This is a genomic window from Amycolatopsis orientalis DSM 43388, assembly GCF_000411975.1.
GTDB lineage: Bacteria > Actinomycetota > Actinomycetes > Mycobacteriales > Pseudonocardiaceae > Amycolatopsis > Amycolatopsis orientalis_D.
In genome coordinates this window covers 26919-42477 of sequence record NZ_ASXG01000172.1, presented here as the reverse complement: position 1 = coordinate 42477, position 15559 = coordinate 26919, and the positions used below count along the sequence as shown (strand labels likewise).

The window sequence follows — 15559 nt, the reverse complement described above, 5'->3', positions numbered from 1 at the left end:
AAAACCCCGTCAGGACTGCGGTTTGCGGGCCACGCCGCCGATCACCCGCGACTCCGACGGTGCCTTCGCGAACAACGTGTCGGCGTCAGGATGCCACGCCGGCGCGTACACCAGGCCCGGTTCGAGCAGCGGCCAGCCGCCGAAGAAGCGTTCGAACTCCGCCTTCGTGCGCAGGATTCCCGGGTTGGTGGTCGACTCGTAGTACTTGATGATGTCGACCAGCGCCTGGCGTTCGTTGTCGTCCACCGGATTCTCGTTGGTCATCTGGGAAAGAATGAGCAACGAGCCCGGCGCGAGCTGCTTGCGGTAGAACTCGAGGATGCCGTCCGGATCCTGCTCGTCCTTGATGAAGTGCAGCACCGCGTTGACGATCAGCGCCACCGGCTCGCGGACGTCGATCACGTCCGAATCGGCCACCCGGTCCCACAATTCGGCAGGCTGCAGGAGATCGGCGGCCATCGCCTGATGCCGCTCCTCGTCCGCGGTGTCGGCGAGCAGCACCTGCGAATGCGCGAGCGCCACCGGCTCGTTGTCCAGGTACAGCACGGAAGTGTCGTGTTCCGGGCGTTCGTCGTCGGCCACCTCGTGCACGTTGCCCGCGGTCGGCAGGCCGGAGCCGATGTCGACGAACTGCCGGATGCCCTCGCGCACGCTCTGGCGCACCGCACGGCCGAGGAACTGCCTGCTGGTACGGCAATACTCGCCGATCAGCGGCAGCCGTTCGCGCACCTTCTCGGCGAAGACCCGGTCGATCGCGTAGTTGGTGGTGCCGCCGATGAAGTAGTCGTAGACGCGGGCCGCCGACGGCCGGTCCAGGCTGGCTTCCACCGCGCGCAGTGCTTCGTCCTGTGTGCTCATCGCCATCCTCCCGCTCGCCCTGGCGCTCATGCTAACCATGGCGCTGCGGTCAGTTCGGCCGGTAGGACTCCCGGTAGGCGTTGACCGAAGCCGTCAGCTGATCCATCGCGGCCCGCATCCGGGCCAGTTCGGCGTTGTCCAGGTTCATCGCGGCTCCGACGTGCGGCGGGATCCGTTCCGCCTTGGCGCGCAACGCGGTTCCCTCGTCGGTCAGCCGGATGCGGACCGAACGCTCGTCGTCCGATTGGCGTTCGCGCTTGATCAGCCCGGCCTTCTCCAGCCGCTTCAGCAGCGGCGACAGCGTGCCCGAGTCGAGGTTCAGCGCGGCACCGAGTTCCTTGACCTGCTGTTCGTCCTGCTGCCACAGCGCGAGCATCACCAGGTACTGCGGATAGGTCAGGTCGAGCGGTTCCAGGAGCGTGCGGTAGAGCGCGGTGACTGCCCGGGAAGCCGAGTACAGGCCGAAGCACAGCTGGTCGTCGAGCAGCAGCGAGCCGGTTTCGCCGGTGTCTGGGCTGGTCATCGGTGGCCTCCTGGGTGGTTCCTCTGCCAGCTCTCCATTTTCTCTCGGCTTACCGCTAAGGGCAACTCAAGTGCTCTATATCTCATTGAGCAACAGTGAGTTGTGTACAACTAAATTGCGAGCTATGTTCAGGTGGTCCGCACCGCTACCGGAGGAAGCCATGACCGCGAACCCGCAGAACCTCGTCCTCGAGCCGGCCGCCCAGGCGTTCGCCGAGGCCACCGATCAGCCTCCGTACCTTTTCCAGCTCCCGCCTGCCGAAGGCCGCAAGGCAGTTGACGGCGTCCAGGACGGCGACGTCGCACTCGCGCCTGCCGACATCGAGACCCTGACTGTCCCGGGTGGACCGAACGGCGACGTCGAGGTCCGGATCGTGAAGCCGGAGGGCGTAGCCGGACCGTTGCCGGTCCTCGTCTACATTCACGGCGCTGGCTGGGTCTTCGGCGATTTCCACACCCACGAGCGGCTCGTCCGCGAACTCGCCGCCGGAACCGGTGCGGCAGTGGTGTTCCCGGAATACAGCCGTTCGCCCGAAGCTCGTTACCCCGTCGCGATCGAGGAGAACTACGCCGCGGTGAAGTGGGTGGTCCAGCATGGTGCCGAGAAGGGCCTCGACACCACGCACATCGCGATCGCGGGCGACTCCGTCGGCGGAAACATGACCGCTGCGCTGACGCTGATGGCGAAGGAGCGCGGGGACGTGCAGTTCCTGCAGCAGGTGCTGTTCTACCCGGTCACCGACGCATCCTTCGACACCGAGTCGTACACCAAGTTCGCCGAGGGCTACTTCCTCAGCCGCGAAGGCATGAAGTGGTTCTGGGACCAGTACACGACCGATGAGGCGCAGCGTGCCGAGATCACCGCTTCGCCGCTTCGCGCCACTGTGGAGCAGCTCGCCGGACTGCCGCCGGCGCTCGTGATCACTGGGGAGGCGGACGTCCTTCGCGACGAAGGCGAGGCGTACGCCGCGAAGCTGCGTCAGGCCGGCGTGCCGGTGACAGCGGTTCGGTACCAGGGCGTAATCCACGACTTCGTGATGGTCAACGCGCTTCGGGAAACGCATGCCGCGGAAGCCGCGATCACGCAGGCGATCACGGTGCTGCGCGGCGCATTCGGCAACTAATCAGGGACTAACGGGCAATCCTGAGATTCCGCTGAGTTTGACGGGGTCATTCTGGCGTGATCGACGTCACGTGATCACAACGAGGACGGCCCCTCAAACGTATCTAGAGCAGCGGGTCCCGCCTTCCGGGCGCGCGATCGGTCCTGGAGGTTCCCGTGCACCTGAGCGAAATCAGGTTGGATTCACCCGTCACGCTCACGGTGATCGGCGTGCTCGCGTTCCTCGCGGTGGTCTCGGTTCCGTGGTTCTGGGACAAATGGCGCAAGCGCAAGCAGCTCGGCCGCAGTGCCACGGTGCTGGTCGCGCTGTGCCTCGTGATCGTCACGCTTGGCTTGACCGGCAACATGATCGGCGGATTCTTCCCGACGCTCGGCTCGCTGCTCGGGACCGGCGCGTTCGCCGCCGAGGGGATCGACGTCGAGGGCGGCGACAACGGCGTCGACCTCGGCCGGGCGCGCGACCTCGGGGTGGCTCACGCGCGGGTCGGCAAGGGGACCATCGCGCACGTGACGGTGACCGGACGGCGCACCGGCCTCACTCGCGACGTGACGGTTTACCTTCCGCCGCAATACTTCCAGCATCCGTACAAGGCGATGCGGTTCCCGGCGATCATCTGGATCCCGAACTATCCGTCCGGTCCGGAGGTCACCACCGCCCCGATCGGGTACCACCTGCCCGAACAGCTCGACGCGGCGATCTCCAAGCGCCTGCTGCCGCCGGTGGTGGTGCTGATCCCGGACCCGACCGGAACGCCGAAAATCGGCCACGACACCGAATGCGTCGACGAGGTCAACGGAAGTCCCAACGACACCTACTTGTCCGCGGACGTCCGCGAATGGGGAATCCAGCGCCTCGGCCTCAATCCGGACCGCCGCGCGTGGACGATCGCCGGCTGGTCCTCCGGCGGCTATTGCGCGTTGAACCTCGTGACGCGGCATCCGCAGTGGTACGCGCAGGCAGCGAGCGTGAGCGGCTACGAAAAGGCGCAGGTGGACGGCGAAACCGAGAACCTTTTCCGCGGCCGCAAGGACATCGAGGACGCGAACAACGTCAAGATCAACGTCCGGCAGCACCCGGCCCCGCTCGAACTCCTCGCGATCTCGGGGGAGAAGGAACAGAACGAAAGCCGCGCGGTCGACCAGATGCGGGCCGCGGCGCAGCCGCCGGTGCAGTTCACGACGTGGCGGATCCCGGACGCGGGCCACAACATGAACACGTTCAAGGCGCAGCTGCCGGACGTCCTGACGTGGATCGGGCAGCGGATCCCCGGCCCGTCGGCGCCCGGGCCGCGGGCCGACGTGACCGGCGGGGTGAAGCCGTGGCCGCTGCCGAGCACGGGCGCGCGGGGCGGGCTGACCGCGGCGGAGCAGTGACGCTCAGCGGATCCCGGGCAGGTGCTTGACCACCTCGGTGGCCTGGGTTTGTCGGTACGGGCCCGGCCGCGGGAACCCTCGGGCGAGCAGCCGAGGGATCAGACCACGACGAGCCGTTGCACCAGCAGGTCGACCCGCTGCTCAGCGAGTTCGCGCGGCAGCCGTCCAGCCCGGGTCAGCGTCGCGATTCCGTGCAGGGACGCCCAGAACAGTTCGGTGAACAGTCCCGGGTGGACTCCTTCTCCGGCGACTTCGCCGAGCGTTTCGAGCAACGCGGCGAAGGCGTCCTTGAGCGGTTCCGGAGTGTCTTCTTGCGCGAACGCTAGTCCGCCGTCGAGCTGGAAAATGGCGTCGTAGACCGCTGGGTGATGTTCGGCGAAATCGAGGTACGCGCGGGCGAGTGCGGTGGCCCGGGCACGCGCTCCCTCGACGGCGTGGGTCGCGGCTCGCACCGCCGCGGCCAGTTCGGCAGCGCCCTCGAGGGCGACCGCGCCGATGATTTCGCGTTTGCCGCGGAAATGGCTGTAGAGAACGGGCTGGCTGTACTCGATGCGCTCGGCCAGCCGGCGCGTGGTGACCGCGTCCCAGCCCTGGTGCTCGGCGAGTTCGCGGGCCGTCGCCACGATGAGGCGCTCGCGTTCGGCCTGTTCGCGCTGCTTGCGGGTGTGTACCGACATGAGCCGAGCCTAGCACTGCTAGACAAGAGAGCGACATTAGTACTAGCATCGCTTCATCAACTAGCAACGCTAGAACTTGGGAAGGTCATCATGCTCAGCGCACTCGCGGTCTGCACCATCGTGGTCGTCGGCGTGATGGTGGGGGTCGAATTTTCCGTCGCCTTCGTCATCAACCCGATCCTCAACGGGCTCCCGGACGACAGCAATCAGCAAGGCCGGGCACACGGCGGCCGGATGCTCGGCGCGCTCATGCCGTTCTGGTACATCGGTTCGCTTGTCCTGAGCGCGATCTGGGCGATCCTCGCGTGGGACCGCCCCGGTACCGGCCTCGTGGTCATCGGGGCCGGACTGCTGGTGGTGAGCGTGGTCATGTCGATCCTGCTGCTCGTCCCGATCAACAACCGCGGCAAGACGTGGACACCGGAGAACCGGCCCGCGGACTGGAAGGAGCAGATGAATCGCTGGGACCGCTACCACTACGTGCGCGTCGCGGTGATCATCGCCGCCTTCGCGCTCCTGGTCGCCGCGCTTGCCTGAGCCGTGCCTCACTCGGCCCTCCCTGGGCACAGCAGCCCCAGCAGTCCCGGTCTTGCCCGGCGGGCGGGTTCCGGGCGGCCGGATTCGGGTTTCGGCCGGGTTCGCGCGGGGGTATCCGGGCAGGGTTGACCCACCGTCATCTCGGTACGGGAAGGACTGGAGTCATGGTTCGTGCGCATCGAGCCCGCGTGCGGGTGGAAGGAGTGCAGCCCGCGCAGGTGCTGGCCGTGCTGCTCGGGGTCTTGTTTCTCGCCTACGGCATCATCGGGCTCGTGAAGTCCGGGTTCGGGGATTTCACCGGACACGGCGTCACTTTGTGGCGGTTTTCCGCCAATCCGCTGAACAACGTCGTCCACGTGGTGACCGGTGTGCTCGGCCTGCTGCTGGCTCTGGGTTCCGGCCGTGCGCGGACGTTCGGCTGGCTGCTGTTTATCGGTTACGGCGCGCTGTTCGTCTGGGGCCTGATGCTGACCGGGACGATCTCCGTCAATCCGGTGTCCGGCCTGGGCAACCCGCTCAACCTCGCCGACGCGGACAACTGGCTGCACCTCGGCATCGCCGTCCTTGGTCTGCTGACCGCCGTTCTCCCGGCGCGCCACGGGGTTCTGCTTCCGGAGGACCAGGAACCCGTCGAGGTCGACCCGGCCGCTCCGCCGCGCCGGCCGGAAACCGGCGGGCACGGCTTGGCCCATTAGTCAGTCCACAGTGGAATAATCGTGCGGCGGGATCGCTTGCCGGGGCTCCGGCAGCGGTCCCGTTCGTGCTTATTCTTCCAGTGCTCGGTCCACCAGCCGACCCGCTGCCCCGACGTATTCCGCCGGGTCGAGGAGATCGGCCAGCGTCGCGGAGTCGACCGCGGCGGTGATCTCCGGCGTGTCGGCCAGAATCTCTGCGAGCGGCCGGTTTTCCTCGATCGCGCGCCGGGACGCGGTGCCCAGCAGTTCTTTCGCGCGAGCCTTGCCCAACCTGGGGGCTAGCGCGGCCGACAGTCGTTCCGAGACGATCAACCCGTTGGTCAGCGTGAGGTTTTCCCGCATGCGGTCCGCGTGAATGCCCAGTCCCCGCACCAAATCCACGGCGGTATGCGTGGCTCCGCCGGTCAGCCGCAGACATTCGCGCAGCAACTGCCATTCGGCCTGCCAGACTCCTGCCGACCGCTCGTCCTCGGCCAAGCCGGACTGCGTGACTCCCGCCGCCAGCACCGGCACTTGCAGCGCCGCAGACCGGATCAACGCCGACTGCACCGGGTTCTGCTTGTGCGGCATGGCCGAAGACCCGCCGCCGGTCGCCTCGGTCGCCTCGGCAATCTCGGTGCGGGCCAGGACTTGAACGTCGACCGCGATTTTGCCCAACGCGGTCGTCACCCCGGCCAGCGCGGAAACCAGTTCGGCCACCGAGGTGCGATCCGCGTGCCACGGCAGAATCGGTGCGGGCAAACCGGTTTCCTCGGCGAAGGCGGCGACTAACCGTTCCGCGTAGTCTTCGGTGCCGTCGCCGTACTGGACGTACGCGGCCAACGTTCCAGCCGCTCCGCCGAGGGACACGGGCAGCCGCAACTCAGCGATCCGGCGAGCGGATTCCTGGACGCCGTGGCGCCAGACCGCGGCTTTCAACCCGAAAGTGGTCGGAACCGCGTGCGCGGTGAGGGTTCGTCCGGGCATGACCGTGTCGCGGTGGGCACGCGCCAACGCGGCGAGGGCCTGCGCGACCGTGGTCAGGTCCGCGCTGATCAACCGCAATGCCTCGCGCGCGACGAGCATCATCGCCGTGTCGACGATGTCCTGACTGGTCGAGCCACGGTGCACGTAATCGGCGACGTCCGGCACCTTGGCGGACAGCGTGCGGACCAGGCTGACCACCGGGTTCCCGGTCGCCCGCGCGTCGCGAGCCAGCTGGACGACGTCGAGCTCCCCCTCGCCCAGCGCCCGAGCAGCAGCGGTGATGTGTTCGGCCGCCTCGGCCGGGACCGTGCCCAGCCGCGCCTGCGCCCGCGCGAGAGCAGCCTCCGCCTCCAACATGGCGGCCGCGAACGCACCGTCCCCAGTCACCGCTTCGGCCGGGGTGCCGGCGCGCACCGGGGACAGCAGCCCGGAGTCAGGATCGGCGATCATGCCGTCCAGCATCGCACGGCGGCCGCACCGGCGAGGGACGGTCGCTGCCCAGTTGTGGTGTGCCCGGCCTGGGCCTGGTCGGGCGCGAGCTTCGCTGACCAGCCACGATGGGGCCGGAGGCGCTTCGCATGGGTGCCGGGGGGTGCGGCCGACGAAGCGTGCGCGGTTGCCGGACCGACTGCGCACAGCTGCCGGGGAGGGCGGCTGCCTGGTGTGCGCCTGCGCGATGCACGTAGCTGCTGGGGTGGGCGACGGACAAGTGCGTGCGGTTATCGGGTGGATGGCGGACGAAGTGCGCGCGGCAGCCCGGGCAGCCGCGGGTGTCAAGGTGTGCGCCTGCCGGGTGCACGTGGCTGCTGGGTGGGCGCGGCTGCTGAGTGCGCGTGGCTGCGGGGGTGGATGAAGTGCGCGGCTGCGCGGGGCGACGGTGACGTGCGCGGCTGCGCGGGTGGGCGAGGGTGGGTAGGTGTGCGCCTGCCGGGTGCACGTGGCTGCTGGGTTGGCGCGGCTGCTGAGTGCGCGTGGCTGCGGGGGTGGGTGGCGGATGAAGTGTGCGGCTGCCCGGGGGCGACGGTGACGTGCGCGGCTGCGCGAGTGGGCGTGGATGTCTAGTCCGGGCGTGGCTGCTGGCATGGGCGACGGACGAAGTGCGTGCGGTTCTCGGGGACGGACGAAGTAGGCGCAGCTGCCTGGACGGGCGACGGACGAAGTGCGCATGGCTGCAGCGGTGGGCGCGGCTGCCGAGGTATGCGCTGCCGGGCGCGCGTCGCTGCTGGAGTGCGCGGTTGCCGAGCGCGCGGCTGTCGAGGGGTGCGCCGAACTCCGCAGGCCGGAACGTCCACTGCATGGCCTCCCGGCCGAACCTGGCACCCACGTCACCGCCCGGTGGCTCCGTCTGTCACCTCCCTCAGCAAGTCCGCGTGCCCGTTGTGCCGGGCGTATTCCGCGATCATCGACACCAGCATCCACCGCAGAGAGAACGGCTCTCCGGTCGTCTTTCCGATGCCCTGCGCGTCCAGCGACGAAGCTGCCGCCACGATCTCCCGGCTCCGGTCGCACTCCGAGCGCCACACCGCCAGCGCCTCGGCGAAATCCCCGTCCAGGCGGTCGAAGTCCTGGTCTGGGTCGTCGTCCGAATAGTGCAGGAGCGGGACGTCCTCGCCGGCGAACTGGATGCGGAACCACCATCGTTCGACGCCGGCCAGGTGCCGGACCAGGCCGTGGAGCGACATTGTGGACGGTGGCACCGCGCGGGTGGACACGGCTTTCTGGCTCAGCCCCGCGCACTTCAGCGCGAGGGTTTCGCGATGCCACTCCAGGTAGGCGAGGAGTGTCTCGCGCTCGCTGGCGACGCGGGGGATCGGCGGGCGGTCGCTCTCGGCGACCTTGGCCAGATGCTTCGGGATCTGTGTCATGAGACGAGCGTCTCACCCGCCACCGACAATTTTCGGCGCCGAGCCGCCGCATCGGGTGCACGGTAAACCGTCCGCGCGCAGCAGTGGGCTAGACCACATGGCGGGCCCGGGTAGCTGCAGAAACCGTTCCTGTCGATGCGGAATTCAGGTGAATTCCGGTGTTGATCAGCACACTCAGACACGGTTTTCGGACGGTGTTGTCGCTCCGTCAGAGGTATCGTGATCGGCATTCCGGGGATTAATCTTCTCGGCGGCCCGAGAACGCCCGCTCCGCCGAACAGCGGATGCTGCACGGGGCCGAACGCACGAATGAAACGGTGAATACAGCGCCATGGTCGGAGCGAGCGTGCCGATGGTCGACTTGTCGATGTACACCCATGCCGGTGGTCAGCTCGACCGGTTGTGCCGGGCAGTGGGATTCGATCCAGAAGAACGCCGTCACCTGGAACTTCTCCGGTTGTTGCTCGGCGAGTCCGGGGAATTGACCGTCGACGCTCCGGCGCAGTTCCCGTGCAATGTGGCGGACGACACTACGCCCGTGGAATTCTCGGTCGCATTCGACGCCAATGGCGAATGTGTGGTACGGGTTCTCGGCGAGACCGTCGGGGCCCCGGATCCGCGCACGTTCCTCGCTCAGGTGGCCGACGAGTACGGCCTGGTCACCGACCGGCTCGACGCGGTGTCCGACCTCTTCCTCCCGCACGAGGAGCGCCGCGGGCCGTTCACGCTGTGGTACTCGCTGATCTTCCGCAACGGGGCCGCGCCGAAGATCAAGGTGTACCTGAACCCGCAGATCAGCGGCCCGACCATGGCGGATTCCCTGGTCAGCGAGGGGTTCCGGCGGCTGAATCTCGGCGAGGCGTTCGACCCGGTGGTCGAGCACGCGCTGCGCCGCGGCGAGCAGGACAACTTCACCTTCTTCGCGCTCGACCTCGACGACGATCCGCTGTCGCGGGTCAAGGTGTACGTCTCGCACGAGGCCGCCGAGGCCGAGGACGCGGTGCGCGCGGCCGAGTTGGTGCCCGGCACGGACCCGATGCTGATCCGGGAGTTCCTCGCCGTCCTGGGTGGCGGAAAGGGCCCGTTCGAGGGTCGTCCGCTCGTTTCCAGTTATTCCTTTGTCGAGGGGATGGGCGGCACTCCGGGAAACTACAGTCTTTACCTTCCCATTCGGAGTTACGTGCCGGACGACGAGGTGGCGAGGGCGCGCGTGCACGCCATTCTCGCGCAGTACGACTTCGACCCGACAAAACTGGACAAAGCGCTGGCAGCGGTTTCGGAAAGGCCGCTGCGCGACGGCGTGGGATTGATCGCGCACGTGTCGTTGCGAATGGGCGAGTTCGGTTCCGGAATCACCGTCTACCTGTCCTCCGAAGCTTACGCGGTAGCGCCGCCGAGAAAGCGGCCGGTGCTCGGCCGGATGAACCTGACCCGGTAGTTTTCGGCTGTCACCCACAACTGGAGGAAATACCCTGATGCGGACCTTCCCGCCGTACCGCTCCCAAGTCGTCGCCGAAATTCCGGTCACCACTCGCGCGGAACGGGAGCAGGCGCTCGCCGCGGCGGGCTACAACGCCTTCAACCTGCCCGCGAACAAGGTCAGCATCGACCTGCTCACCGACTCCGGCACCGGCGCGGTCTCCACCGCACAGGAGGCCGCCGCGGCCGCCGCGGACCGCTCCTACGCCGGGTCGGACTCGTTCTACCGCTTCCGCGACGCGCTGCGCGACCTCACCGGATACCCGCACCTCCTGCCGGTGCACCAGGGCCGCGCGGCCGAGCGGGTGCTGTTCTCGAGCGTGCTGCACAGCGGCCGGATCTCGGTCAGCAACACGCATTTCGACACCACCCGCGCGAACGTCGAACTGCTCGGCGCCGAGGCGATCGACCTGCCCTGCGCGGAGTTCGGCGACCTCGACAGCCTCGAACCGTTCAAGGGCAACATCGACCTCGACGCCCTCGAACGCCTGCTGAGCGGCCCGGACGGCGCTCGCGTCGGCCAGGTGCTGCTCACCATCACCAACAACGGCGGCGGCGGACAACCGGTCTCGATGGCCAACCTGGCCGCGGCAGCGAAGCTCGCGCGGGCGCACGGCGTGCCGGTTTTCCTGGACGCCGCCCGGTTCGCGGAGAACGCGTGGCTGGTCATCCAGCGCGAGGCGGGCTACGCGGACAAGACGCCGCGCGAGGTCGCCCGCGAGGCGTTCGGCCTGGTCGACGGCTGCGTCGCGAGCCTGAAGAAGGACGGCATCTCGCCGATGGGCGCGTTCATCGGCCTGACCGACCCGGAACTCGCCCAGACCTGCGAAACCAACCTGATCGCCACCGAGGGCTTCCGCACCTACGGCGGGCTCGCGGCGCACGACCTCGACCGCGTCGCCAAGGGCCTGCAGGAAGTCGTCGACCCGAACTACCTCGCCGCGCGCGCGGGCGAGGCAGCCCGGCTCGCGAAGCGGGCCAACGAGGCCGGGGTCGACATCGTGCAGCCGCCGGGCATCCACGCGCTCTACCTCAACGCGGGCCGCCTGCTGCCGCACCTGTCCGCCTCGCGGTTCCCCGGCCATTCGCTGGCCTGCGAGCTGTACCTGGAGGGCGGAATCCGTTGTGTGGAGCTGGGCTCGCTCTACCTCGGCACCCTCGACGACGAGAACGAGCTGATCACCCCGGCCCCGTTCGAACTGGTCCGGATGGCGCTGCCGCGGCGCGTGTACAGCCAGGGGCACTACGACTACGTGGCCGAAGTCCTCGGCGACATCGCGAAAAACCCGGAGAAGGTGCCCGGGTACCGGATCGTGGAAGCGCCGAAGATCCTGCGGCACTTCAATCTCCGGATGGCCCCGGTCCACTAAGGACAGAACGAGGGGGTTCCCCGCGCCAGGAACCCCCTCGCTGGTCGGAAAGCCCGCTCAGGCGGGCTGCGGGACCACCGTCATCGCGTGCTTCACCAGCCGGATCAGCGCGATCTTGCTCGAATCCCGCTGCCGCGCGTCGCACATCACGATCGGCACGCCGTCGGGTACCACGAGCGCCTCGCGGATCTCGTCGGCGGTGTAGCGGGGCGCGTTGTCGAAGCAGTTCACCGCCACGATGAACGGGATCTTCCGCCGTTCGAAGAAGTCGACCGCGGCGAAGCTGGTTTCCAGCCGGCGCGTGTCGACCAGCACGACGGTGCCGATCGCGCCGCGCGCCAGGTCGTCCCACATGAACCAGAACCGTTCCTGGCCCGGGGTGCCGAACAGGTACAGCACGTGCCGCGGCGAGATGGTGATCCGGCCGAAGTCGAGCGCGACCGTGGTGGTCTTCTTGTGCTCCACGCCGGAAAGGTCGTCGACGCCGGTGCTCGCCTCGGTGAGCACCTCCTCGGTGGACAGCGGCGGGATTTCGCTGACCGAGGCGACCATCGTGGTCTTCCCGGCACCGAACCCGCCGGCGACGATGATCTTGACCGGGGTCGGCACCGACGCCGCGGCGTCTTCAGAGCTTGATGAGGCCATCGAGAACCGCCTGGAGAGTTTCGTGGTCCGGCACCTGGGCCGGCTGACGGGACGGGGCGCGGGTGATGACGAGGCCGCGGTCGATCAGGTCCCCGCACAGCACGCGCACGACGCCGAGCGGCAGCTTCACGTACACCGCGATCTCGGCCACCGACAAGGGTCTGCGGCACAGCTGCGTGATCGCCAGGTGCTCCGGGCCGAGCCCGATCGGGTCCGACCCCTGTTGCAGGGTCATCACCTGGGTGGAGAGGTCGAGCTGGTGTTCGGACGGGGTCCGTCCGCTGGTGATCGTGTACGGCCGGACCAGGGGTCCAGCGGCCTCGTCGTACCAGCCGTCGTCGCTCACGTCGCCTCCCGCAGCAGGTTCGCGGCCTCGCGCGGCGCCGAGGCCAGGTAGTCGCCGACGCGCTTGACCAGCCGGTTCATCTCGTAGGCGATCATTTCGACGTCGATGTCCGCGCCGGCGAGCACGGCGAGGCACGCGCCCTGCCCGGCGGCCGAGACGAAGAGGTACCCGCGTTCCATCTCGATCATGTTCTGCAGCACCGGCCCGCGGTTGAACTGCCTGCTCACCCCTTTGGCGAGGCTCTGCAGGCTCGACGCGATGGCCGAGAGCTGGTCCGAGTCGTCCTTGCTCATCCCGGACGACTTGCCGAGCAGCAGGCCGTCGGCGGACAGCACGATGGCGTTCTGCGCGCCGACGACGCGATTGACGACGTCGTCGAGCAGCCAGTTGAGATCAGGGGTGGAATTCCCGTACTCGTTCATGCGGACAGACCCTGACTTTCGGTGTGGTGAGGTGTTCGGTCGTTATGAGTCATTTTGCCCGCCTCGCGCCCGGCGGGTGCCCTTGTGGAACGCCATCAGCGTCCGCGCGGTGGTCTCGCCCGCGTTGGTCACGTCGAGGTCCTCGGCGGTCGGATCGTCCTGCAGCTGCGCGACCAGGTTCTGCTGCGGCTGCCGGCGCGGGAGCCGGGGCCGGTCGTCGCCCTGCAGCCCGCTGAGATCCGGTTCGGCCGGGCGCGGCGCGGCCGGGACGTCCGGGATCTGGCCCGCGGACGGCGGATACGGCTCCGCGGTGCGCGGGGCCGGCGTCGGAAGCGGACGGGCCGGGTACGGCCGCGGCGTCGGCTGCGGGGCTTCCGGCGTCGGTCGCTGGACGGCGTTTTCCTGCGCGGGCGCGCCGACCTGGGCGAGCGCCGGGGTCTCGTCCGCGGGTTCCGGAGCGTTCGTGTCGGCCAGGTGGTTCGACGGGATCAGCACGGTCGCCCGGGTGCCGCCGTAGCGCGACGGGTCGAAGGTGACCGTGATACCCAGCCGGGAAGCCAGCCGCGCGACCACGAACAGGCCGAGGCTGGAGTCCGCGCGCAGCGCCATCGCGTCGAATTCGGGCGCGTCGGCCATCATCGCGTTGGCCCACTCGCGCACGCCCTCCTTCATGCCCAGCCCCTGGTCGGACACGTCGACCACGACGCCGCGCGCGACCATCCGGCTGGTCACCTCGACCTGCGAACCGGGCGGGGAGAACGACGTCGCGTTGTCGACCAGCTCGGCGACGAGGTGAATGGTGTCCGCGACCGCGGTGCCGACGATCGCGACGTCCGGCACCTGCTCGACCTGCACCCGCGAGTACTGCTCGGTTTCCGAGACGGCCGCGCGCAGCACCTCCATCAGCGAAACCGGTTTGCGCCAGCGCCGTCCGGGCTGCTTGCCGCCGAGGATGATCAGGTTCTCGGTGGTCCGCCGGGCACGCGCGGCGAGGTGGTCGAGCTGGAACAGCGACGCCAGCTGAGTCGAGTTCTCTTCGCGGCTTTCCATTTCGTCCAAGATCTGCAGCTGCCGGTGCACCAGCACCTGGTTGCGGTGCGCGATGCCGAGGAACACGTTGTGCACACCGCTGCGCGCCTTCGCCTCGCTCGCCGCCGCGTTGACCGCGGTCAGCTGCGCGGTGTTGAACGCTTCGGCCACCTGGCCGATCTCGTCCCGTCCGTGGTCCAGCTTCGGCAGCTCGGCCTCGATGTCGACCGGGTCGCCGTTCTTGAGCCTGCCGACGATGTTCGGCAGCCGGTTGCGCGCCAGGTCGAGCGAGTCGTTGCGCAGCCGCTCCAGGCGCGTCATCAGGGTCCGGTCGACGAGCGAACGCGACACCCGCACCGCGACGATGATCGCGGCCAGCGAGGCGAGCAGGGCCACGATGCTGCCGATGATGGCGTTGCGCAGCTGCGCGTTCCCGGAATCGATCGCGGCCGCGGAAACCTGGTCGGCCTGTTCGATGGTGAGCTGGTTCAGACCTTGGGCGACCTGCGCGGTCAGCGCGTGCCAGTCGCCCGCCGAAACCGGCACGCTGCTCTGGTCGCTGCTGGTCCACGGACCGTGCTTGATCAGCGAGTCCTCGGCCGCGTTGAGCCGTTTCCACGCGTCGCTCGTCGAAAGCTGCTGGTAGTGCTGGCGCACCGCGGGTTCGAGGAACGGCGAGATCTGCGCCAGCTGCGTGCGGTAGTAACCGACGAGCTGGGAGAACTGGACGAAGTCGTCCGGCGCGAAGGTGCCGCTGGAGAACGCCGCCGACACCAGCGACGTCTCGCGCGACATCAGGTCGCCCGCCCGGAACAGCGAGGTCGCCGAGATCGCGCCCTGCACCGCGGTCGCGTCGGGGACGATGCGGGCCTGGGTGTCGAACAGCGTCGCCGCGGAGTCGAGGACGCCGTTGTAGTAGGCGTTGACCTGTGCGCGGTTGATGCTGCGGAAGTTGATCTGCGAACGCAGCACCGGCAGCTGGTCGAGCTGCCCCTTCAGCGCGGTGACCTTGCTGGCGATCTCGTCCGGAGCGCTGGAAATGGTGGCCGCGAAGGCTTCCTGCAGACCCTTCAGCTTGCCGTCGCTGTCTTGTTCCTGCTGCTGCAGCTGCTGCGGACCGGCGCTGGGGCTGTCGAGGTACTGCAGGGCAAGCTGGCGTTCCTGCTGCAGCGACGACAGCGCGGTGAGCGCGGGGATCGAAACGTCACGCACCGAGCCCGCGACGAGCCGCACGTACAAGCCGTTGATGAAGAAGGCCGTCGCCAGCACCGCCCACAGCACGAGCAGGGTGATGCTCGGGATCAGGACCGTCCGGGTCAGCCTCTTCCGGATCGACTTGTCATACGCCTTGCCGGGATCGTCCTTGTTCTCCACGATGATTCACGAACTCCTGGGTCACCCTCGGCGAGAGTGCGGACACGGCCGGGGAAGCGGACACGCCAGTGGGTGCGAGTGGTCCTCGTCACGGAAATCTCGGATACACCCTTCGTAGGCCCACCGAACGGAACAGCCCCGGTTTCTATCACGAACGGGGGCCTCGTGGTTCCGCTGAACGAGCAGCCGAACGTCGTCTTGACGGCGGTTACCGACGGTAGCGGCGGGTTCCCCCGGCGTTTTCCGAGGTGCCGGGCCTGGCTGCGGATTTCGGACG

At 68.4% G+C, this 15559-nt stretch carries 15 protein-coding genes; 6 read left to right on the top strand and 9 right to left on the bottom strand.

The features are described from left to right. Positions 1-9: 9 nt before the first annotated feature. The gene (locus tag L942_RS36100) at positions 10-858 is read right to left on the bottom strand and encodes an SAM-dependent methyltransferase (RefSeq protein WP_037368920.1); all 849 of its coding nucleotides are present in this window, start codon (positions 856-858) and stop codon (positions 10-12) included. A gap of 49 nt (positions 859-907) precedes the next feature. Beyond that, positions 908-1381, bottom strand: a complete 474-nt coding sequence (locus tag L942_RS36095; protein WP_037368919.1) for a MarR family winged helix-turn-helix transcriptional regulator — start codon at positions 1379-1381, stop codon at positions 908-910. Positions 1382-1541: 160 nt separating this feature from the next. On the opposite strand from L942_RS36095, the gene L942_RS36090 reads away from it, so the two are divergent. Continuing rightward, a complete protein-coding gene (locus tag L942_RS36090; RefSeq protein WP_037368918.1) occupies positions 1542-2504 on the top strand; it encodes an alpha/beta hydrolase in 963 nt (320 codons plus the stop codon). A 155-nt stretch (positions 2505-2659) separates the two neighbouring features. Then, on the top strand, positions 2660-3877 hold the full coding sequence (locus L942_RS36085; RefSeq protein ID WP_037368917.1) for an alpha/beta hydrolase: 1218 nt from the start codon (positions 2660-2662) through the stop codon (positions 3875-3877). 98 nt (positions 3878-3975) lie between these two features. Here L942_RS36085 and L942_RS36080 read toward each other — a convergent pair whose 3' ends face one another. After that, positions 3976-4554, bottom strand: a complete 579-nt coding sequence (locus tag L942_RS36080) for a TetR/AcrR family transcriptional regulator (RefSeq protein WP_037368916.1) — start codon at positions 4552-4554, stop codon at positions 3976-3978. A gap of 90 nt (positions 4555-4644) precedes the next feature. Between L942_RS36080 and L942_RS36075 the strand changes: the two genes are divergently transcribed. Together L942_RS36075 and L942_RS36070 are read left to right on the top strand one after the other, a co-directional pair. Then, complete coding sequence (locus tag L942_RS36075; RefSeq protein ID WP_037368915.1) at positions 4645-5091, top strand: DUF1772 domain-containing protein; 447 nt, start codon at positions 4645-4647, stop codon at positions 5089-5091. 164 nt (positions 5092-5255) lie between these two features. Continuing rightward, the gene (locus L942_RS36070) at positions 5256-5786 is read left to right on the top strand and encodes a DUF4383 domain-containing protein (RefSeq protein ID WP_037368914.1); all 531 of its coding nucleotides are present in this window, start codon (positions 5256-5258) and stop codon (positions 5784-5786) included. Positions 5787-5855: 69 nt separating this feature from the next. Here L942_RS36070 and pcaB read toward each other — a convergent pair whose 3' ends face one another. Together pcaB and L942_RS36055 are read right to left on the bottom strand one after the other, a co-directional pair. After that, entirely contained in the window at positions 5856-7202 is a 1347-nt protein-coding gene (gene pcaB / locus L942_RS36065; protein WP_037369084.1) for a 3-carboxy-cis,cis-muconate cycloisomerase, read from the bottom strand. Between the two features lie 875 nt (positions 7203-8077). Next, positions 8078-8617, bottom strand: coding sequence for a DinB family protein (locus L942_RS36055; protein ID WP_037368912.1), 540 nt, complete (start codon positions 8615-8617; stop codon positions 8078-8080). A 352-nt stretch (positions 8618-8969) separates the two neighbouring features. Here L942_RS36055 and L942_RS36050 point away from each other — a divergent pair, with 352 nt between their 5' ends. Beyond that, positions 8970-10055 (top strand): tryptophan dimethylallyltransferase family protein, encoded by a 1086-nt coding sequence (locus tag L942_RS36050; RefSeq protein WP_037369083.1) that lies wholly within the window; start codon positions 8970-8972, stop codon positions 10053-10055. A gap of 37 nt (positions 10056-10092) precedes the next feature. After that, complete coding sequence (locus tag L942_RS36045) at positions 10093-11466, top strand: tryptophanase (protein WP_037368911.1); 1374 nt, start codon at positions 10093-10095, stop codon at positions 11464-11466. Positions 11467-11523: 57 nt separating this feature from the next. Here the strand turns inward: L942_RS36045 and L942_RS36040 are convergent, their stop codons facing one another. Genes L942_RS36040 through L942_RS36025 form a run of 4 tightly spaced genes read right to left on the bottom strand, consistent with a single transcriptional unit; the run spans position 11524 to position 15282 of the window. Beyond that, positions 11524-12111, bottom strand: coding sequence for a GTP-binding protein (locus tag L942_RS36040; RefSeq protein WP_051166491.1), 588 nt, complete (start codon positions 12109-12111; stop codon positions 11524-11526). Further along, complete coding sequence (locus tag L942_RS36035) at positions 12092-12457, bottom strand: DUF742 domain-containing protein (RefSeq protein ID WP_037368909.1); 366 nt, start codon at positions 12455-12457, stop codon at positions 12092-12094. Before L942_RS36035 ends, L942_RS36040 begins: the two co-directional genes overlap by 20 nt. Next, entirely contained in the window at positions 12454-12879 is a 426-nt protein-coding gene (locus tag L942_RS36030) for a roadblock/LC7 domain-containing protein (protein ID WP_009071597.1), read from the bottom strand. The genes L942_RS36035 and L942_RS36030 overlap by 4 nt, the downstream gene beginning before the upstream one ends. Before the next feature lie 42 nt (positions 12880-12921). Further along, a complete protein-coding gene (locus L942_RS36025; protein WP_037368908.1) occupies positions 12922-15282 on the bottom strand; it encodes a sensor histidine kinase in 2361 nt (786 codons plus the stop codon). Positions 15283-15559: the final 277 nt, after the last annotated feature.